General features: G+C 67.7%; 15 protein-coding genes. 4 read left to right on the top strand and 11 right to left on the bottom strand.

From position 1 onward, the window contains the following. Positions 1 to 34: 34 nt before the first annotated feature. The 11 genes from METUNV1_RS18995 to METUNV1_RS19045 form a co-directional block, all read right to left on the bottom strand. Positions 35 to 715, bottom strand: a complete 681-nt coding sequence (locus tag METUNV1_RS18995; RefSeq protein WP_008064608.1) for an altered inheritance of mitochondria protein 21 — start codon at positions 713 to 715, stop codon at positions 35 to 37. 43 nt (positions 716 to 758) lie between these two features. Further along, positions 759 to 1,850, bottom strand: coding sequence for a trypsin-like peptidase domain-containing protein (locus METUNV1_RS19000; RefSeq protein ID WP_008064609.1), 1,092 nt, complete (start codon positions 1,848 to 1,850; stop codon positions 759 to 761). Beyond that, positions 1,813 to 2,688: a quinoprotein dehydrogenase-associated putative ABC transporter substrate-binding protein gene (locus tag METUNV1_RS19005; RefSeq protein WP_008064611.1), complete on the bottom strand. Its 876-nt coding sequence runs from the start codon at positions 2,686 to 2,688 to the stop codon at positions 1,813 to 1,815. The genes METUNV1_RS19000 and METUNV1_RS19005 overlap by 38 nt, the downstream gene beginning before the upstream one ends. A 241-nt stretch (positions 2,689 to 2,929) precedes the next feature. Continuing rightward, positions 2,930 to 4,732 carry a methanol/ethanol family PQQ-dependent dehydrogenase gene (locus tag METUNV1_RS19010; protein ID WP_008064614.1) on the bottom strand — a complete coding sequence of 601 codons (1,803 nt, stop codon included), beginning with the start codon at positions 4,730 to 4,732 and terminating at the stop codon, positions 2,930 to 2,932. A 454-nt stretch (positions 4,733 to 5,186) separates the two neighbouring features. Next, positions 5,187 to 6,989 (bottom strand): methanol/ethanol family PQQ-dependent dehydrogenase, encoded by a 1,803-nt coding sequence (locus METUNV1_RS19015; RefSeq protein ID WP_008064618.1) that lies wholly within the window; start codon positions 6,987 to 6,989, stop codon positions 5,187 to 5,189. Positions 6,990 to 7,278: 289 nt separating this feature from the next. Then, a complete protein-coding gene (locus METUNV1_RS19020; RefSeq protein ID WP_008064619.1) occupies positions 7,279 to 8,301 on the bottom strand; it encodes a VWA domain-containing protein in 1,023 nt (340 codons plus the stop codon). Further along, on the bottom strand, positions 8,298 to 8,837 hold the full coding sequence (locus tag METUNV1_RS19025) for a hypothetical protein (protein WP_008064621.1): 540 nt from the start codon (positions 8,835 to 8,837) through the stop codon (positions 8,298 to 8,300). Before METUNV1_RS19025 ends, METUNV1_RS19020 begins: the two co-directional genes overlap by 4 nt. After that, positions 8,834 to 9,862, bottom strand: a complete 1,029-nt coding sequence (locus tag METUNV1_RS19030) for a vWA domain-containing protein (protein ID WP_008064623.1) — start codon at positions 9,860 to 9,862, stop codon at positions 8,834 to 8,836. Before METUNV1_RS19030 ends, METUNV1_RS19025 begins: the two co-directional genes overlap by 4 nt. 154 nt (positions 9,863 to 10,016) lie before the next feature. Continuing rightward, a complete protein-coding gene (locus tag METUNV1_RS19035) occupies positions 10,017 to 11,081 on the bottom strand; it encodes a hypothetical protein (RefSeq protein WP_008064625.1) in 1,065 nt (354 codons plus the stop codon). A gap of 1 nt (position 11,082) precedes the next feature. Then, a complete protein-coding gene (locus tag METUNV1_RS19040) occupies positions 11,083 to 11,934 on the bottom strand; it encodes a DUF58 domain-containing protein (RefSeq protein ID WP_008064626.1) in 852 nt (283 codons plus the stop codon). A gap of 14 nt (positions 11,935 to 11,948) precedes the next feature. Next, entirely contained in the window at positions 11,949 to 12,968 is a 1,020-nt protein-coding gene (locus METUNV1_RS19045; RefSeq protein ID WP_008064627.1) for an AAA family ATPase, read from the bottom strand. 382 nt (positions 12,969 to 13,350) lie between these two features. On the opposite strand from METUNV1_RS19045, the gene METUNV1_RS19050 reads away from it, so the two are divergent. The 4 genes from METUNV1_RS19050 (at position 13,351) to METUNV1_RS19065 (ending at position 19,001) form a co-directional block, all read left to right on the top strand. Next, complete coding sequence (locus tag METUNV1_RS19050) at positions 13,351 to 14,025, top strand: FKBP-type peptidyl-prolyl cis-trans isomerase (protein WP_008064630.1); 675 nt, start codon at positions 13,351 to 13,353, stop codon at positions 14,023 to 14,025. After that, complete coding sequence (locus tag METUNV1_RS19055) at positions 14,026 to 15,837, top strand: autotransporter assembly complex protein TamA (protein WP_043360345.1); 1,812 nt, start codon at positions 14,026 to 14,028, stop codon at positions 15,835 to 15,837. A gap of 166 nt (positions 15,838 to 16,003) precedes the next feature. After that, entirely contained in the window at positions 16,004 to 17,719 is a 1,716-nt protein-coding gene (locus METUNV1_RS19060; protein ID WP_008064635.1) for a type I secretion system permease/ATPase, read from the top strand. Next, entirely contained in the window at positions 17,703 to 19,001 is a 1,299-nt protein-coding gene (locus tag METUNV1_RS19065; RefSeq protein WP_008064637.1) for an HlyD family type I secretion periplasmic adaptor subunit, read from the top strand. The genes METUNV1_RS19060 and METUNV1_RS19065 overlap by 17 nt, the downstream gene beginning before the upstream one ends. The last annotated feature ends 58 nt before the right edge of the window (positions 19,002 to 19,059 follow it).

Raw genomic sequence — 19,059 nt, forward strand, 5'->3', positions numbered from 1 at the left:
CCGCGTCGCCGCGGACCGCCGGCCCGTGCGGGCTTCAGTTCTTGGCCGACACGCTGGCCAGCACCATGTCCTCGTCGATCAGCGCGGACTTGCCGTCCTTGCCGCTGTCAGGCACCACGGTGTCGACCCGGTACAGGCCGCCGGGTACCGCGTCAGACAGCACGAAGATGTAGGTCTTGCCCAGATACTTCGGGAATTTCTGCTTGTTCGGATCATCGGTGTAGGGCGTGATCCGGTATTCCTTCGCGTCTACGGTCTTGCCGTTGAAGCTCACCTTGATCGGCGTGCCCTTCGGGCCTTCGGACAGCGCCAGACGGATGCGCTTGCGGAAGTAGTTGGACTTGCCGCCGGTCAGGCGCTCCATTTCACGGATGTCGCGCTCGAGGAAGCACATCAGCGCCGGGTTGCTCTGGGCCGAGTCGATTTCCGGGATTTCGGTCTTGCGGGTACCGCTCAGACAGCTGGTGCTCACCTTGCGGGTGCCCTTGTCCTCGCTGATGCGCACTTCCACCGTGTCCTGGAACGGCACTTCCTGCGTGCCGGTGCGCTTGAACGAGTAGCTCAGCGTGGTGGGCGCCTTCAGGCTGGACAGCTGGTCATTCATGAACAGCTGCTTTTCGGCTTCGGTGATTTCCTGGCTCGGTTCGGCCTGGGCCATGCCGGCGTGGAACAGCAGTGCGCACAGCAGGGCGGGCAGGGTGGTGCGGAACTTCATGACGACTCCTCTCGTGATGCCGGGTCTGTGCCCGTTGTTGAATTCAGCAGGGTTGGGGAATATCGGGTGTGCAGGCGCCGGCACGTGCATCCAGCGTGGACAGCGCGGACGGGGCGATGCGTTCGAGTTCGGCCCGGGTACGGGCGTAGCCCTGATCATCGTGCTGGCGGTAGTGCGCCAGCGCGAGATCGCTCAGAAAGACCGGATTGCCGTGTTCGAGCGCGTCCGCGCGCGCGAACGACTGCAGTGCCTCACTGCCGCGGCCGCCCGCGGCCTGGGCCCGCCCGAGTGCATGCCAGGCCGATGCGCTGTCCGGATTGCCGGCGATCCACTGCCGAGCGAGTGCTTCGAGGTCCGACCAGCGCCGTTCCGCCTCCATCCTCAGCGTCTGCAGGAAGGGCGGCAGGCCGGCCTCCGGCGCATCCCAGAAGGCGCGCCCGCTCAGTGGCGCTACCTCCGGTCCGGTCGGCAGGCGCAGCGCTTCGCTGATCCAGGCGACCGGAACCGAGAACTGGTTGTCGGTCCCCGCCCGGAACTTGAAGGTCATCAGTCCGACCAGACGGCCCTCGCGATCGAACATGCCGCCGCCGCTGGCGCCCGACGTGAACGGCGTGGTGCTCTGTATCACCTTGCCGCCATCGTAGTCGTGCAGCCGCAGCACCGTGCCGTTGCTCACTCTCGGTGCCGCGCCGAGGATGTAGCCCAGCGCCACCAGCTCCTCGCCCGGCTTCAGCGGCGTATCGCGCAGAGGCACCGGCGGCACCTGCGAAGCGCCGGGCACGTCCAGCAGGCACAGGTCACGCGCGACCTCCGCGCGCTGGTTGCTCACCTGCATCCGCTCGCCGTTGGACACCACGCGCAGCGTGGTGGCGTGGGCGGTCACATGACAGGCGGTGGCGATGACGCCGGGCGCCACCGCCACGCCGGTGCCTACGCCGACATTGCCGCGGGCGTCCGAGGCCTCGACCTTGAGCACGCTGGGGCGCAGGCTGATCAGCGCGGCGATGTCGCGTTCGTCGAGCGCGCGTGCCGGAAACGGCAGCGCGCAGACGAGCAGGGTGCCGAGCAGGGGAGCGGGCAGGCGCACCGGCCAGTCCTCAGCGGTCGGCAGCGGTATGGCTGGCCTGCGATTCATCGACCAGTGGCACACCGTAGGACTTCAGGATGCCCTGGATGGCCGGCAGGTTGCGCTGAACCGTCTCTTCGATCTTGTTCTTCCAGTCCTTTTCTCCGAAGCGGACCGCCATCGTGATCGCGTAGTCGAACTTGATGTCGTTCTCCGGCGGGAAGGCGACGGTCACCAGATCCTTGGCGCCCGAGTTCTTGCTGAAATAGCCGGCGATCGGGCCCCAGGCCATGGCGATGTCCAGCTTGTCGCTGACCAGGTCCTTCTCGACGATCTCGCCCGGATAGGCGCCCGGGTCACCGGACTGACGCTGATAGGAAATGGCCTGATCGAACAGCTTGTTGCGCAGCAGCCAGTCGACCGGCGGGGTCTGCTGGAACACGCCGAAGCGCACCTTGGAAAGCTTTTCCGGCGGCAGCTTCAGCAGGTCGTCCGGGGTTTTCACGCTGTCGAAGCCGCGGCCCTGTCTGAACACCATCGCATAAGTGGAGCGGTAGTAGGGCTTGATCGTCGCGCCCAGGTCGAAACCCACCGGTACGCCGACGATGAGATCGCAGCGGAACTTGCCCGGAATTTCCGGGTGCTTGGCCTTCAGCGTCATCCGCACGAAGCCCATGCGGTGCGGGAAGAAGGCGTATTCGAGCTTGTAGCCGAGATCCTTGGCCAGCAGTTCGGCGATCTTGTTCTCGTAGCCCTCACCCTTTTCGTTCGAGAGCGGCAGGTTGTTCGGATCGGCGCAGACACGCAGCACCTTGTCGTCGCCGGTCACGCTTTCCTGGGCGTAGGCCGACGGAAGGCCGAAAGTGGCGGCGAGGCCGAGAACGGCGGCGGACAGTCGAAGCTTCATCGTGGGGTTTCTCCTCGGGTGGCAGGGCTCATGTTGTTGTAGCGGGAAGCGCACGCAGGCTGAATCCCGAGCCGACAGTCTGACACCGCGAACAGGGATTTTGTTTTGAGAAAATCGTGAAAGTGTCGCTTTCCCGGCGGCGCGCGGGAGGATGAAAAAACGGGCACCTGCGTTGCCGCGAAGTGCCCGTTCAGTGTGCTGCGGAAGGGCGCTGCAGGCGCCCTTCTCGTTCGCTCGCCGATTACGGCAGTGCGAACACCGTCATCACGCCACCGAGTTCGGTGTAGTTGGCCAGTTCGGCGTAACCACCCACGGCACCCAGACCGTCGGTCGGCTTTTCGAGACCGGCTGCCAGACCGATACCGGCCCAGCCACCAATACCCGACAGCACGCCGATGTACTGCTTGCCCTTGTGTTCCCAGGTGTTCACGTTGCCGATGATGCCGGACGGGGTCTTGAACTTGAACAGTTCCTTGTTGATGTCGTCAGCATCGACGCACTTGAGGTAGCCCTCGAGCGTGCCGTAGCAGGCGATGCCACCGGCGGTGACCAGGGCGCCCGACCACACCGAGAACTTCTCCGGCTTGGACTGGACGATCTTGCCCTTGCCAGCGTCCCAGGTGATGAAGTTGCCCATGCCGCCGTGGCTGCCCGGGGCCGGGAACATCGACAGGGTGGCGCCGACGTACGGCTGGCCAGCGGTGTACTCAACGCGGAACGGCTCGTAGTCCATGCAGACGTGGTTGGTCGGCACGTAGAACAGGCCGTTCTTCGGGCTGAACGCAGCCGGCTGCTGGTCCTTGGTACCCAGCGCTGCCGGGCACACGCCCTTGGTGTTCACGTCTTCACCGTTCTGACGGGTCGAGTACTTGGCCACGACTTGCGGACGGCCGGTGTTCATGTCGACGTGGGTCGCCCAGTTCACCTTCGGATCGTACTTCTCGGCCACCAGCAGCTCGCCGCTCACGCGGTCCATCGTGTAGGCGAAGCCGTTGCGGTCGAAGTGCACCGCAACCTTGCGCTTCTTGCCCTTGACATCGACGTCGGCCAGGATGACTTCGTTGATGCCGTCAAAGTCCCACTCGTCGTGCGGGGTCATCTGGTAGACCCAGCGAGCCTTGCCGGTATCGACGTCACGCGCCCACAGGGTCATGGACCACTTGTTGTCGCCCGGACGCTGCGACGGGTTCCAGGTCGAGGGGTTGCCCGAACCGTAGTACATCAGGTTCTCTTGCGGATCGTACGAGTACCAGCCCCAGGTCGTGCCGCCACCGATCTTCCATTGGTCGCCCTGCCAGGTCTTCAGCGACGAATCCTTGCCCACCGGCGCCATCTTGCCGTTGGTCCAGGTCATCGTCTTTTCCGGATCCATCAGCATTTCGGCGTCGGGGCCCGTCGAGTAGCCCTTCCACACTTGCTTGCCGGTGTTGATGTCGTAGGCAGCCACGTAGCCGCGGATACCGAATTCACCGCCGGAGATGCCGGTGATGACCTTATCCTTGAAGATGTGCGGCGCGTTCGTGTTGGTGCCGCCGACCTTCGGGTCGCCGTTCTTGACGTCCCACAGCTTCTTGCCGGTCTTGGCATCCAGTGCAACCAGGGTGGTGTCTGCCTGCTGCAGGAACACCTTGCCTTCGGCGTAGGCCAGACCACGGTTAACCGTGTCGCAGCACATCACCGGGATCACGGACGGATCCTGCTTCGGCTCGTACTTCCACTTGATCTTCTGGGTTTCCAGGTCGATTGCGAAAACCTTGTTGGGGAAGGGCGAGTGCACGAACAGGGTGTCACCGATCACCAGCGGGCCGCCTTCGTGACCGCGCAGAACGCCGGTCGAGAAGGTCCAGGCCACCTTCATGTTCTTAACGTTGCTCTTATTGATCTGGTTCAGGTTGCTGTAGCGCTGGTTTTCGAAGTTACCAGCTTGCATTGCCCAGTTTTTCGGGTCTTTGATCAGCTTGGCGACGTCGGCGTTGGCCAGTGCAGTACCCGGGATGGCCAGGGCGGCGACCCACAGGGGCAGTTGTTTCATCTTGCTAGACATAGGCTCCTCCTCATTGCTACCAAAATGTGACCGGACACCCCATGTCGTAGGCTCCGGCCGCTGTTGCCCTACGACGCCCATAAGTGCCCCCGGGCGTCGAGGTAATGAAGATATAGCACACGATTTTTGAACAGCGGGAAGTTTTCCCTTCAACTTCTTAAAATTTTAAACTTGACGGATTTTTGATTTTCCGCTCTCTGTTTTTCCGTCGGCTTTCCGGTGCTGCTGGAGGGGGTGGTTGTGGCGCGCTGCAACATGGATGAAATCGCCAGATGTTGCAGCGCGCAACGCGCTGGCGGGCAGGGTGTACCACCCGGGCGTTCCGGAACGGAACACTCGGCGCTGCTTAAAAATGAGGCAGTCCGGACGAAAAAAAACGGCGCTCCGGAGGGCCCGGGCGCCGCGGATGCCGCCCCGGGGGCGGGGCGGTTATGCTGCGGGTGGAGTCGGTCGCTTACGGCAGCGCGAACACCGTCATCACGCCACCGAGTTCGGTGTAGTTGGCCAGTTCGGCGTAGCCGCCCACGGCACCCAGACCGTCGGTGGATTTTTCGAGGCCGGCTGCCAGACCGATACCGGCCCAGCCCCCGATGCCCGAGAGGATCCCGATGTACTGCTTGCCCTTGAATTCCCAGGTGGTCACGTTGCCGATGATGCCGGACGGGGTCTTGAACTTGAACAGTTCCTTCTTGATGTCGTCAGCGTCGACGCACTTGAGGTAGCCCTCGAGCGTGCCGTAGCAGGCGATGCCGCCGGCGGTGACCAGCGTGCCCGACCACACCGAGAACTTCTCCGGCTTGGACTGGACGATCTTGCCCTTGCCGGCGTCCCAGGTGATGAAGTTGCCCATGCCGCCGTGGCTGCCCGGGGCCGGGAACATCGACAGGGTGGCGCCGACGTAGGGCTGGCCGGCGGTGTACTCGACACGGAACGGCTCGTAGTCCATGCAGACATGGTTGGTCGGCACGTAGAACAGGCCGTTCTTCGGGTTGAATGACGCCGGCTGCTGGTCCTTGGAGCCAAGCGCCGCCGGGCAGATGCCCTTGGTGTTCACGTCCTCGCCGTTCTGGCGGGTCGAGTACTTGGCCACGACTTGCGGACGGCCGGTGTTCATGTCGACGTGGGTCGCCCAGTTCACCTTGGGGTCGAATTTCTCGGCCACCAGCAGTTCGCCGGTCACGCGGTCCAGCGTGTAGGCGAAGCCGTTACGGTCGAAGTGCACCGCAACCTTGCGCTTCTTGCCCTTGACGTCGATGTCGGCAAGGATGACTTCGTTCACGCCGTCGAAATCCCACTCGTCGTGCGGAGTCATCTGGTAGACCCAGCGCACCTTGCCGGTATCGACGTCACGCGCCCACAGGGTCATGGACCACTTGTTGTCGCCCGGACGCTGCGACGGGTTCCAGGTCGAGGGGTTGCCGGTGCCGTAATACATCAGGTTTTCCTGCGGGTCGTACGAGTACCAGCCCCAGGTTGAACCGCCGCCGATCTTCCACTGGTCGCCCTGCCAGGTCTTCAGCGACGAATCCTTGCCCACCGGCGCCATCTTGCCGTTGGTCCAGGTCATGGTCTTTTCCGGATCCATCAGCATTTCAGCGTCGGGGCCGGTCGAGTAGCCCTTCCACACCATCTTGCCGGTGTTCAGGTCATAGGCGGTCACCCGACCGCGCACGCCGAACTCGCCGCCGGAAATCCCGGTGATCACCTTGTCCTTGAACACGTGCGGCGCCTGGGTATTGGTTTCGCCGATCTTCGGATCGCCGTTCTTCACGTCCCACAGCTTCTTGCCGGTCTTGGCGTCCAGCGCGACCAGCACGGTATCGGCCTGCTGCAGCAGGATCTTGCCCTCGGCGTAGGCCAGGCCGCGGTTCACGGTGTCGCAGCACATGACCGGAATCACGGTGGGGTCCTGCTTGGGCTCGTACTTCCAGACGATCTTCTGGGTTTCCAGGTCGATCGCGAACACCTTGTTGGGGAAGGGCGTATGCACGAACAGCATGCCGCCGATCACCAGCGGGCCGCCTTCGTGACCGCGCAGCACGCCGGTCGAGAAGGTCCACGCCACCTTCATGTTCTTCACGTTCGACTTGTTGATCTGGTTCAGCGTGCTGTAACGCTGGTTCTCGAAGTTGCCGGCCTGCATGGCCCAGTTCTTCGGATCCTTGATCAGTTTCGCCAGATCGGCGTTGGCCATTGCGGCGCCCGGCAGTGCGAGCGCGGCGAGCCACAGCGGAAGGGTGTTTCTCTTCATCGACATGTGCATTCTCCTCTGTGCTTGTAGGACGGGTCCGTGTCGCAGTGCAACGGAGCCAGCAGCCCGCTGTCCATAAGTGGCTTCATTCGAGCGGGTTATGGGTTTTATACATCGCAAAATGCAACGTCGGGACGGAATCCCTCGGTCTGACGCCGTGATGCCCCGCAGTCGGGTGGCAATCCCGGCGGTTTCGGGAGGGCTTCCCTGATCGGGCCGGGCGAGAGGTGGGTCGTGCGGAAAGGAGGGTGTTCGCTGCGCCGCACCATCCCTGGGGGAGGTGCGGCGTGCGGGTTCAGCGCGCTGTGCGGGGGCGGGAGAACAGGCTGCGCAGACGGTCTATCGACGCCGGCCGGCGGTCGGGCCGGAAGGCCCAGGCGAGGGAGAGCACGCCCAGCAGCGCAGGCAGCCAGCTTACCCGGGTCGGTACCGACTGGGTCCGGGCGAAATCCGGATGAGTCATGGCCTTGGCCAGCGCCTCGGTGTCGGCCAGCGTGAGGTAGCTCATGCCGGTCTGCGACGCGAGGTCGCGCAGATGGGTCGATTTGAGGCTGGACAGGTGTTCGGTGCCTGCGCTCTGGACCTGAGCCACCCGGTTGCCGTTCTCATCGACCATGGCTTCGCCGTTGCCGGCCGAACCGGCGCGGCCCTGCGTCGCGGTGTCGATCTGCGCCACCTCGTCCGCCCGCCAGAAGCCCAGCGGCCGTCCGTCCGGGTCGAACTTCGGAATCGGGCTCAGCGTCGGGCCGCCGGTACCGACGATGAGGCCTTTCACCACCCCCGGCTCGCCGTCGAAGGACGGGCGCAGCTTGGGGTGCAGCGGCGGCGCTTCGTGGCCGTCGGTCACGAAGATGAGCGACGGCTTCTGGTCGAGGTCCTTCAGCGCGCGAATGGACGAGAACAGCCCTTTCGACACCTCGCTGGCGCCGGCCCACGACATCTGGCCATCAATGTTGGACAGCGTGGCCAGCAGCTCGTGGTAATTGCCGCACACCTCGACCGGCGTCATCAGCGCCAGCAGCCGGTATTCCGAAAACACGCCCCAGCCGACGCTGGAGCCGCAGGGCAGGCTGCGCAGCGCCTGCCCGAGGCTGTGCTTGGCGTAGGTCAGCCGGTCGACCGGCTTGCCGTCCAGTTCATAGTCCAGCGTGTTCATGCTTTGGGTGATGTCGAGCACGATCATGTGGGTGTAGCTGCGGCCGGGCAGCGGCAGCGGCGGCAGCACCGCCGCCAGCGCGAACAGCCCGGCCGCGATGGCCAGCGGGCGCGTCTGCGGGCTGCGCGCACGGGCCAGCAGCTGGCGCGTGGTCGCGATCATGGCAGACCCAGCGTGAAGGCCTTCATCGTGGTCACCGCCCGTTCGCTGTTCTGCGGCAGCGGCGGTGCCTCCTCGTCCGACGCCTCCCGTTCGGGCGCCAGCCGCAGCGCCCGTTCAAGGTTGTACTTGGCGTCCCAGTGCTGCGGATTCAGGCGCAGCAGCTCGCGATAGCTGGTCTTGGACAGTTCGGCCAGCGGCAGCGACTTGCCGATGCTTTCCGGCCCGAACTGCAGCGCCTCGCGCAGATGCAGGTTGCCGAGGTTGTACAGCACCGCCTGCAGCAGCGGGCCGTCGGTATTGCGCGACAGTTCCTTGTAGGCGCGCACCGCGCCCTCGTAGTCGTTGTGCGCCGCGAGCGACAGCGCGCGCGCGAATTCCGCTTCCGGGCTGCCCTGGGTGGCCGCCGCATCGACACCGCTGTCGACCAGGCGGTTGAAATCGCGGGCGCTGGACAGCCGGTAGCCCTCCCAGCCGGCGACCGCAATGCTGACTGCAATGCCCGCCGCGATCAGCGACGACAGACTGCGCATCCTCATGACTGCACTTCCTCCTTCCAGGCCGGCCGCGTAATCAGGCGACAGGCCAGCGCCGCCGCGCCCGCAAGCAGGGCCAGCGCGTAACACCAGCCGGAAAAGTCCCGGCGGGGAATCTGTTCCACATAGTCCAGCGGCAGGTTCTGCTGGCGATCCACCTCGGCCACCGCTTCCTTCACCGCCTCCGGGTCTTCCGCCTCGAAAGCCTGGTAGGGCACGCCGGCCGACTTCAGGAACTGGTTCAGCGCCACTTCCGGAATGTTGCCGTCGCCCGCATCCGCCTTGAGTCCGGGGCTGAGCGCCGAGCGGATGAAGATCCAGTACACCGCGATGCGGTTGCGCTGCAGCGCGCGGCGTATCTTGTCGCGCATCGCCTCGTCGATCTGCGCGCCGCCGTCCGACACCAGCAGCAGGATGCGGCTGCCGGAGTAGGCCCGGCGGTCGAACTGTTCCGCGCCGGCCAGCAGCGCACGGCCGATGTCGGTTTCCGACAGGCCACGGCCGATGCCGCCTGCCTGGATGCCGGCCTGCACCACGTCGCCGTGCTGGGTGAACGGCACCACCGGCATCGGCGCCGAACTGAACAGCAGCAGCGAATAGCGGTCGTCCGGCCGCCGTTCGGCGAAATCGGCGAGCAGGCGCCGCGCCACCTTGCCCTTGGCTTCGGCCGTGGTATCGATCGACGGCTGGCGGCCCTTGGGCAGCAGCGCCTCGTCCATGCTGCGGCTGCGGTCGAGCGCGATCACGATTTCCGCACCGCGGCCGGTGCGCTGCACCTCGGTCACCGGCTGTGCCAGCCCGGCCAGCCCGAACACCGCGGCCGCGATGGCCAGCGCCGCCGCGATGCGGCCGGCGCGCAGCAGCGCATTGCCCAGCGGATCGGACGGCAGCCAGTCCAGGCAGGCGTAGTCCAGCGCATTGCGCCGGCGCGGCCACAGCGGCAGCAGTGCCAGCGGCAGCAGCAGCAGCCACCCCGGCGCGCCCAGCTCCAGCGCGCCCGGCCACAGATTCAGAGTGAACCCGTTCACGTCGCGACCTCCGCCGGGCCGTCCCAAGGGCGAGTGCAGCCCGCTTGGTGGGGGTGAAGCCGGGGTTTCGCAGCGCATGCGCTGCGCCGGCTGAACGGGGTGGCTGTGCAAAGCCACCCCTCCCGAGCGAACGCAGTGAGCGTGGGGGCCTTTTTCATGCAAGCGCCCGGCGTTCCAGTTTCGCGGCGCGGGCGCACAGCGTGCGCGGATCCACGTCGCCGGCAGGCCGGTCGGCGAAGAAGCGGGCCTGCGAGGCCTCGAAGAAGCGGCGCAGGTCGGCCTCGAGCGGCGTGAGCCAGGGTGCGCGCGCCAGCAGTACATCCAGGTTGCCGTCACGCACCACCTGGCCGGCGGTGTCATCGAGTGCGCGATGCAGCCGCCGCCAGCTGTCGGGCGAGCCGCTGTCCAGGCGGCCGAGTTCGCGCTGGGCGCGCGAGAACGGCAGGCGGCGGCGGGCGGCCACCTGCCGCAGCAGCGCCATCAGCAGCCACAGACCGACCAGCGCCGCGCCGGCGCTCAGCGCCGCGTGCAGGCCGCGTTCGAAGGGCGCGGGGTCGATGTGGGGCGCCGGCAGATCGGGGCGCATCGCTTCCAGCCCGGCGCGTGCCAGCACCACTTCCGGCGTGAGCGGCGCGACCGTGATCGGCAGCGGTGTGGTCTGCAGCCGGCGCTTGCCGTCGGTCAGTTCAAGGTCGAGCGCTGGCAGTTCGAGCGCGCGCAGCTCGTCCGGCACATTGATGATCTGGTAGTCGATCACCAGCCAGCGGCGGCCGGCGGCGTCCTGTTCGATGCGGGCGTCACGCCGCTCGAACCAGTTGTCGGCACGCTCTAGCGGTGGCAGCTTGGCCGGCTCGATCCGCGCGCCGTCATGGTCCAGCGCGATGCGCTGCACCACCATGTCACCGATCACGTAGCCGAAGGGGCGGGGCGCCTCCACCTCGGGCGTGATGGCCGCCAGCACCGGGGCCGCCGGTGCGACCGGCGCATCCTGGGCGGCCGGTGCCTGGGCGGCGGGGGCTTCGGCCGGTGCGGCCTCGTCGGTCGACCCTGCAGGGCGGCTGAGGTCCATGGTGGGCGGAATCACCGCGCCGGTGGGCTTGGGCGGTGCCTCCGGCGCAGCGGTGGCGTCGGCCGGTTTGGTGTCCTGGGCGCCGGCCGGCAGCGTGCAGGTCAGCGCCAGCAGCGTGCCCAGAAGCCGGAGTGCGGGCAGCGGTTTCATGTCAGACAGCCTCGAAAAAATAGCGTGACAGCGCGTCGGCATCGAAGCGGCCGGTCATGTAGAAGGGGCGGGTGCCACGCGCCGAAAACATCTTGTCCAGCGCTTCGCGCCGTTGCGCGAACGCGTCCTCCCAGCGGCGGCGGATCTGCGGCCGCAGCCACAGCCCGCGCCGGCGGCCGGTCTCGATGTCGCGCAGCGCCAGCAGGCCTTCGCCGTCGGGTGCGCGCGGTTCGGCTTCGTCCCAGATCACCATGGGTACGACGTAGGCGTGGGACAGCAGGTCGAGCGCGGCCGCAGTCTGGGCCAGCGGTGCGTGGAAGTCGGAGGCGAGGAACACCAGCGCCTGCTTGCCGGCGATGCGGGCACAGGCTTCCAGAACGCCGTCAGTCGATCCCTGGTCGGCGCGGACGCGGCCGAGCGCCTCGGACATCATGACGCCGGCGCCCCGTGAATGCATGGGGGCGAGCATGAGGTCGGTGCGCTCCCTGCTGTCGTAGCCCAGCATGCCGAGTGCGTCGCCGGTGCGGAACACCGAATCGCCAAGCGACAGCGCGAACTGCGCCAGCCGCGCCAGCTTGGTTTCGGAAGAACCGAAAGCCATGGAGGCCGACACGTCAGCCACCAGATAGACCGGAATGCCGGCGCGCTGCCTGTTCACCCGCACCAGCCAGCGGCCCTCAGGGTCGCGGATGCTGGCGCGCAGGTCCAGCCGGCGCGGGTCCGGCCGGTCGAACAGCGTCTGGTGGGCGATGAATTCCTGGCCGCTGCCGGTCGTGGTGCTGCGGTGGGCACCCGGGCGCTGCCCGCCGACCCGCATCGGGATGCGGTAATGGAAATCGCGCTGGAAACTCATGGCGGCAGCCGTGTTCAGGGCGTGGCGACCCGCTCCAGCATCTGTTCGATCAGCGCGTCGGCCAGTTCGGCGCGGCGCAGTTCGTAGACCGGCGTGAAGAACACGCGATGCACCAGGGTCGAGGGCAGCACCGCGCGGATGTCTTCCGGCGTCAGGTAGTCGCGGCCGCCGAACCAGGCCACCACGCGCGCGGCGCGCATCAGCATGCCCATGCCGCGCGGGCTGGCGCCGGCCAGAATGAGGCGCGACATGTCCACGCCCTCGATCTGCAGGCCGTACTTCACCGGATTGCTGGTGGCAGCCCAGATGTCCATCGCGTAGCGCTGCAGCGCGTCCGAGGCGCTGACCGCGCGCTGGATGCCGGCGCCGATGGTGTTCATCTGCATCCAATCCACCACGCCCGGCGTCACGGTGTCGATCAGCGCGTCGGTGTCGTGGAAGCGCGGGTCGAACACCAGCGCGCGCCGGGTGTCGTCGTCCGCGGGGGTCAGCATGCGCAGTTCGAACATGAAGCGGTCGCGCGCGGCCGAGGCGAGTTCGAAGGTTTCTTCCTTCTCCACCCGGTTGCGGTCGGCGAACACCGTCATGTGCGGGAAGCTGTATTCGCGGTTGAAGGCGGACAGCGTGCGTTCGGCCATCGCGCGCAGCAGCAGCGACTGCACCTGCGGCCGGGCGCGGTTGATTTCGTTGAAGAAGAAGGTGGTGAGCCGTTCGCCGTGGCGCAGCAGCGGGCCCGGTTCGATGCGCGGCTTGCCCTCGCTGTCCACATAGGTGTGATAGACGAGGTCATTCGGCATCAGGTCCACCGTGCCTTCGACGCGCTCGAAGTCACCGCCGATGGCGCGCGCGAAGGCGCGCAGCACCGTGGTCTTGCCGACGCCGACATCGCCTTCGAGCAGCACGTGGCCGCGGGCGAACAGCGCGACGTTGATCAGGCGCAGCGTGTCGTCCTGACCGACGACGGCGCGGCGCACTTCTTCTTCCACGCGCAGCGCGAGGCTGCGCCAGTCCTGGAGGGCTTCCTGGGAGAGCATTAGCGAAGATTCCGGCACGGTTTATGGGACGGGAAAACGCGTCGCAAGATACAAGGTTTGCGTCCCGCCTGCATGCTGCACTGCGAGTCATCTGTCTCATTGCCGAGGGCCTTCAGGGATGCCCCCGGCTATCCTGACGACATGACCTGCCGGCGCGCCCCGCGCCGCGACGCGCAGTCGGCGCCATCGGCCCTGTCCGGCGCATCGGAATGTACTGTGCCCACGCCACCCCGCGAGCGCAGGCGCACCGCAGCCGCGCGTGGAAAATGCCCGTGGCCGCGCCTGCTTTCCGGCGGTCCGGCGCGCTGTTTGTCCTACAGGACCGTCCAGATCGCTGTTCGCTGGGTAAACTGCCGGCTTTTCACACACTCAGGCCCCCACCATGACTGCCATCACCACCGAAAGCGGCCTCGTCTACGAAGACACCACCCCGGGCACCGGCCATGAAGCGGCCGCGGGCCAGGAAGTCAGCGTGCATTACACCGGCTGGCTGACCGACGGCCGCAAGTTCGATTCGAGCAAGGACCGCAACGACCCCTTCAGCTTCCAGCTCGGCGCCGGTCAGGTGATCCGCGGCTGGGACGAAGGCGTGGCCGGCATGAAGGAAGGCGGCGTGCGCAAGCTCACCATTCCGCCGCAGCTGGGTTATGGCGAGCGCGGTGCCGGCGGTGTCATTCCGCCGAATGCCACGCTGGTGTTCGAGGTCGAACTGCTGGCCGTGGTGCGCAACGAAGGCGAACTGGTGATCGAGGAGCTGACTCCGGGCACCGGCAAGGAAGCGCAGCCGGGCCAGCGCGTCACCGTGCACTACACCGGCTGGCTGACCGATGGTCGCAAGTTCGATTCGAGCAAGGACCGCAAGCAGCCCTTCAGCTTCCACCTCGGTGCCGGTCAGGTCATCCGCGGCTGGGACGAAGGTGTGGCCGGCATGAAGGAAGGCGGCGTGCGCAAGCTCACCATTCCTGCCCACCTCGGTTACGGCCGTCGCGGCGCCGGCGGCGTCATCCCGCCCAACGCCACGCTGGTGTTCGAGGTCGAGCTGCTGAGCGCGGGCTGATTGCGCCCGACGCTGCTTTCTCTCCTGCTTGCATGCCTGCTGCTGGGCGCCGGAATGCCGGCGCTCGGCCAGGACGCCGTCGACGCTGAAGACGCCCCCGAGGCGGCCGACAGCAGCGATCTGCCGCTGCCGGAGGCGCCGCTGGCGGTCGATCACGGCCGGCTGGTGATCGAGGCACCGGGCCTGCCCGGTCCGGTGCTTGAAATGCTGGAACGGCATGCCCGTTCGCTGCAGCTGCGCGAGCCGCTGGACGACGAGCGCGCCGAGCGGCGCACACTGCGCCGGGTACGCCGCGAAATCACCGATCTGCTGGCGACCGAAGGCTGGTTCAGCCCGCAGTTCGACATCGTCGGCAGCCCGCCCACGCTGCGCATCGAGCCGGGCGTGCGCACCACCATCGCCGCGGTGAATATCGAATTCAGCGGCGAACTGGCGGGCGAGCGACGCGAACAGGCCGAACGGCGCGAGGCGCTGCGCGCCGCTTGGCGGCTGCCGGCCGGCGAGCCCTTCCGTCAGGCCGACTGGTCCGCCGCCAAGCAGGCGCTGCTGGAAGAGCTGACCGCACGCGACTACGCCGCCGGCGTGATCGCCGACAGCCGGGCCGACATCGATCCGGACAGCGCCCGCGCCGACCTGACGGTGGCGCTGGACAGCGGCCCGGCCTTTCGTTTCGGCGACATCGAAGCCACTGGGCTGGCGCTGCACGACCTCGACCTGGTGAAGCGCTATTCGACGATCAAGGCCGGCGATCCGTATTCGACCGAAGCGGTGCTGGCCTTCGAGCGTGCGCTGCTGGCCTCGCCCTATTTCAGCTCGGTGCAGATCCTCGCCGACCCGGACCCGGCGCGCGCCGCCGCCACGCCGGTGCGGGTGGCGGTGACCGAAGCGCCGTCGCGCCGGCTGTCCTTCGGCGCCGGTCTGAGCAGCAACACCGGCTATCGCGGCGAGGTCGGCTGGTCCGACAACAATCTGTTCGGCCAGTCCTGGCTGCTGAACAGCGCAGTGCGCCTGGAACAGCTGCGCCAGATCGCCTTCGCCGACGTGATGCTGCCGCCGCACGAGGATGGCTACCGCGACAGCTTCGGCGTACTGGCCGAGAACGCCGACATCCAGGACCTGATCACCAAGCGCGTCGGCGTCGGCGTGGTGCGCGCGCGGCTGCGCGGCGACATCGAAATCCGCCACTCGCTGTCGCTGCAGCGCGAGCAGCGCGAGATCGACGGACTGGTGCAGAGCACCCAGCAGTCGCTGGCCGCCAACACCTCCTGGACCTGGCGGCGGGTGGACGACCTGTTCAATCCGCGCGACGGCTGGGTGCTCAACGCCCAGGTCGGCGGCGGCCTCAAGGGCGTGCTGTCCGACGCCAACTTCCTGCGCGGCTATCTGAAGGCGCAGTGGTTCATTCCGGTCGGCCGGCGCGACCAGCTCATCCTGCGCGGCGAAGCCGGCCTGACCGGCGGCCAGACCGACGCACTGCCGCAGGACTTCCTGTTCCGCACCGGCGGTTCGACCACGGTGCGCGGCTACGACTATCTGTCGCTCGGCGTGCGTCAGGGCAGCGCCATCGTCGGCGGCCGGGCGCTCGGCGTGGCCAGCGTCGAATACGTGCACTGGGGCTGGGACCAGTGGGGCGCCGCCTTTTTCATCGATGCCGGCGACGCCGCTGACAGCCGCAAGGATTTCAATCCGGCCTACGGCGTCGGCGCCGGCGTGCGCTGGCGCTCGCCGGCCGGCCCGATCGCCTTCGATCTGGCCTACGGCGAACGCGAACGCCAGTGGCGGCCGCATTTTTCGCTGTCGATCGCGTTCTGAGCCCGTTGATGAGTCCGCATGCATCGTCCTTGCCCCGCTTTTGCACCGGCTTCGGGACGGATTGCTTAATGCAAGGCAGGCAAGCAGTGCGAAGATGGCAGCCCCCTGGATACCCGAGCGGCGGCGCCTGCCGGTCCGCCTTACGCGACATGCCCGAGATCACCGCATGAACGCCTTCATTCAGGCCTGCCGCCGTCACCTGTTCTGGGCCGCCGTGTTCAGTCTGGTGCTGAACGTGCTCGTGCTGGCGCTGCCCTTCTACACGCTGGAGGTGTTCGACCGCGTGTTTGCGAGCCACAGCGTGCCGACACTGGTCATGCTCACGCTGGTCACCACCATCGCGCTGGTCGGCATGACCCTGCTCGACCAGGTGCGGGCGCGCCTGCTCATGTCCTGCGCCTTCGGGCTGGACCGCGCGCTCGGTCCGCAGGTGGTGACCCGGCTGTTCGCGGTGGCCGGTTCGCCCGGCCACGCGGCGCAGACCCAGTGCATCCGCGACGTCGCCACGGTGCGCGGCTTCCTCACCGGCCCCGGCGTCATCGCGCTGTTCGATGCGCCCTGGGCACCGCTTTTCCTGCTGCTCATCTTCGTGTTCCACCCGCTGCTGGGCGTGCTGGCCACCGCCGGCGCGCTGGTGCTGCTGGCCTGCGCCTGGCTCAACAGCCGGGTCACCCGCCACTACAACGAGGTGTCTGCGCGGGCCGGCCGCGCGTCGTCGCAGTTCATGGATGCCTCGGTGCGCAATGCCGACGCGGTGCGCGCCATGGGCATGTCGGCCGACCTCGGCCGCCGCTGGAGCGCGCTGAACGACCAGGTGCTGCGCACCGCAGCTGCTTCGCAGGCGGCCGGCGCGCCCTGGACCGGCCTTACCCGTTTCGTGCGGCAGTACCTGCAGGTGCTCATGCTGGGCTGCGGCGCCTGGCTGGTGGTGACCGGCGACCTCGGCTCCGGCGTCATGATGGCCGGCACCCTGGTGCTGGCGCGCGCGCTGGCGCCGGTCGAAGCCATCGTGTCGAGCTGGCGCGGGCTGTTCGAATTCATCGAGGCGGTGGACCGCCTGTCCGCGCTGCTCGACGGCAGCGATCAGGTGCGCGAGCCGCATCCGCTGCCCCGGCCGACCGGCCGGCTGGAGGTCGAGGCGCTGTCCATGACCGCCGGTCCGCGCGTGCTGCTGCGCGGCGTGAATTTCGCGCTGCTGCCCGGCCAGCAGATGGCGGTGATCGGCCCCAGCGGGGCCGGCAAGACCGCGCTGCTGCGGCTGCTGGCCGGCATCTGGACACCGGCCGGCGGCGCGGTCCGGCTCGACGGCGCGCGGCTGCAGGACTATCCGGCCGACACGCTGGGTGCCGCCATCGGCTACCTGCCGCAGAACGTCGAGCTGTTCCCGGGCACGGTGGCCGAGAACATCGCGCGCATGCAGCCGCAGCCGGACGCCGACGCGGTGATCGCCGCCGCCCAGCTGTGCGGCGCGCACGATCTCATCCTGCGTCTGCCGCAGGGCTACGACACCGAGGTGGGCGAGGGCGGCGCACAGCTGTCCGCCGGCCAGCGCGCCCGGGTGGGCATCGCCCGCGCGCTGTACGGCCAGCCGGCGCTGGTGCTGCTGGACGAACCGAACGCCAACCTCGACGCCGAAGGCGAGGACGCGCTGGTCGACATGCTGGCGCGGCTGCGCGAGCGCGGCCTCACCGTGGTGGTGGTCGCACACCGGCCGCGCATGCTGCAGGGCATGGACAAGCTGCTGGTGCTGCGCGAGGGCGTGGTCGAACAGTTCGGCGACTACGCCGACATCGCCGCCCGCTTCGCCCGCGGCCCCAAGGTCGCCGCGGTGGGCGAGCGGACGGCCCAGATCGGAGGAGGCGGCCATGGCCAGCGAGCTTGATGCGGGTCTGCCGGGCCTGGCGCGTGAGCGCGTGGTGCGCGCCGGGCTGTGGGTGATCGCCGGCACGCTGGCCGCCATGCTGGCCTGGGCCGAACTGGCGCCGGTGTCCGGGGCGGTGGTGGCGGCCGGCGAGGTGAGGGTGTCGGGCGAGCGCAAGACCGTCCAGCACCTCGAAGGCGGCATCGTGGCCGAACTGAAGGTGGCCGACGGCGACGTGGTGCAGGCCGGTCAGGTGCTGCTGGTGCTGGGCGACGCCCGGGTCGATGCCTCGGTCGATGCGCTGCAGAACGAAATCGTGGCCGAGCGCCTGACGCTGGCGCGGCTGGAATCGGAAAAGCGCGAACTGCCCGCACTCGCGCTGCCGCAGGATCTCACCGCGCAGGCAGCATCGCCGCGCTACAGCAGCCTGATCGAGGGCGAACAGCGGCTGTTCCAGACCCGCCGCAACAATCTGCGCGAACAGCTGTCGCTGCTCGAAGCCCAGGCCGGCGAAGCCGAGCGCGAAGCGGGCGAGGTACAGCGCCAGGTCGAGGCCGACCAGCGCGCGGTGGCCGCGCTGCGCGAACAGCTGCAGGCGTCGGAAAAGCTGGCCGAGCAGAAATTCATCCAGCACACCCGGCTGCTCGAACTGCGCAGCAACCTCGCGGTGCGCGAAGCCGACATGGCCGAGCATCAGGCCATGCTGTCACGCACGCGCCAGAACATCGGCGACTTCCGCCTGCGCCGCACCCAGGTGCGCGCCGAATTCGTGCAGCGCGCCACCGACGAAGCCCAGCTGTCCGGCCGCAAGCTGCTCGACCTGCAGGCGCGCCTGCGCCCGGCGCAGGACAGCCAGCGGCGCAAGGAGGTGGTGGCGCCGGTGGCCGGCCGCGCGGTGAATCTGCAGGTGCATACGGTCGGCGGTGTGGTCAGGCCGGGCGAACCCATCGTGGACATCGTGCCGGAAGCCGGCGCCCTCATCGTCGAGGTGCGCGTGTCGCCGCAGGACGTGGAAGAGGTGCATGCCGGCCAGCCGGCCGAAGTGCGGCTGTCGGCCTACAACGCGCGCACCACGCCGCTCATGCCTGGCCGGGTCATCTACGTGTCGGCCGACCGGCTGGTCGATTCCGCTCGTGGCATGCCCTATTACGTCGTGCACGTGCAGCTCGATCGCAAGCCGGTCGAACGGGTGGAGCCGGGCATGCCGGTCGAAGCCTTCCTGCGCACCCGCGAGCGCGGCATGCTCGACTACCTGCTCGATCCGGTCATCAACGTCACCCGCCGTTCGATGCGCGAAAGTTGATGCGGCGAACCGGGCGCTCCGGAGGCTGTCAGCCTCCGGGTATGCTCCGGCACTCACC

Source organism: Methyloversatilis universalis FAM5, from assembly GCF_000214035.2.
Classification (GTDB): Bacteria; Pseudomonadota; Gammaproteobacteria; order Burkholderiales; family Rhodocyclaceae; genus Methyloversatilis; species Methyloversatilis universalis.

Bases quoted from the DNA above. Each gene is read 5' to 3' on its own strand.
- METUNV1_RS18995 (WP_008064608.1), bottom strand. From the start codon at position 715: ATGAAGTTCCGCACCACCCTGCCCGCCCTGCTGTGCGCACTGCTGTTC.
- METUNV1_RS19005 (WP_008064611.1), bottom strand. From the start codon at position 2,688: ATGAAGCTTCGACTGTCCGCCGCCGTTCTCGGCCTCGCCGCCACTTTC.
- METUNV1_RS19065 (WP_008064637.1), top strand. From the start codon at position 17,703: ATGGCCAGCGAGCTTGATGCGGGTCTGCCGGGCCTGGCGCGTGAGCGC.
- METUNV1_RS19045 (WP_008064627.1), bottom strand. From the start codon at position 12,968: ATGCTCTCCCAGGAAGCCCTCCAGGACTGGCGCAGCCTCGCGCTGCGC.
- METUNV1_RS19060 (WP_008064635.1), top strand. From the start codon at position 16,004: ATGAACGCCTTCATTCAGGCCTGCCGCCGTCACCTGTTCTGGGCCGCC.
- METUNV1_RS19050 (WP_008064630.1), top strand. From the start codon at position 13,351: ATGACTGCCATCACCACCGAAAGCGGCCTCGTCTACGAAGACACCACC.
- METUNV1_RS19015 (WP_008064618.1), bottom strand. From the start codon at position 6,989: ATGTCGATGAAGAGAAACACCCTTCCGCTGTGGCTCGCCGCGCTCGCA.
- METUNV1_RS19010 (WP_008064614.1), bottom strand. From the start codon at position 4,732: ATGTCTAGCAAGATGAAACAACTGCCCCTGTGGGTCGCCGCCCTGGCC.
- METUNV1_RS19020 (WP_008064619.1), bottom strand. From the start codon at position 8,301: ATGATCGCGACCACGCGCCAGCTGCTGGCCCGTGCGCGCAGCCCGCAG.
- METUNV1_RS19025 (WP_008064621.1), bottom strand. From the start codon at position 8,837: ATGAGGATGCGCAGTCTGTCGTCGCTGATCGCGGCGGGCATTGCAGTC.
- METUNV1_RS19035 (WP_008064625.1), bottom strand. From the start codon at position 11,081: ATGAAACCGCTGCCCGCACTCCGGCTTCTGGGCACGCTGCTGGCGCTG.
- METUNV1_RS19040 (WP_008064626.1), bottom strand. From the start codon at position 11,934: ATGAGTTTCCAGCGCGATTTCCATTACCGCATCCCGATGCGGGTCGGC.
- METUNV1_RS19000 (WP_008064609.1), bottom strand. From the start codon at position 1,850: ATGAATCGCAGGCCAGCCATACCGCTGCCGACCGCTGAGGACTGGCCG.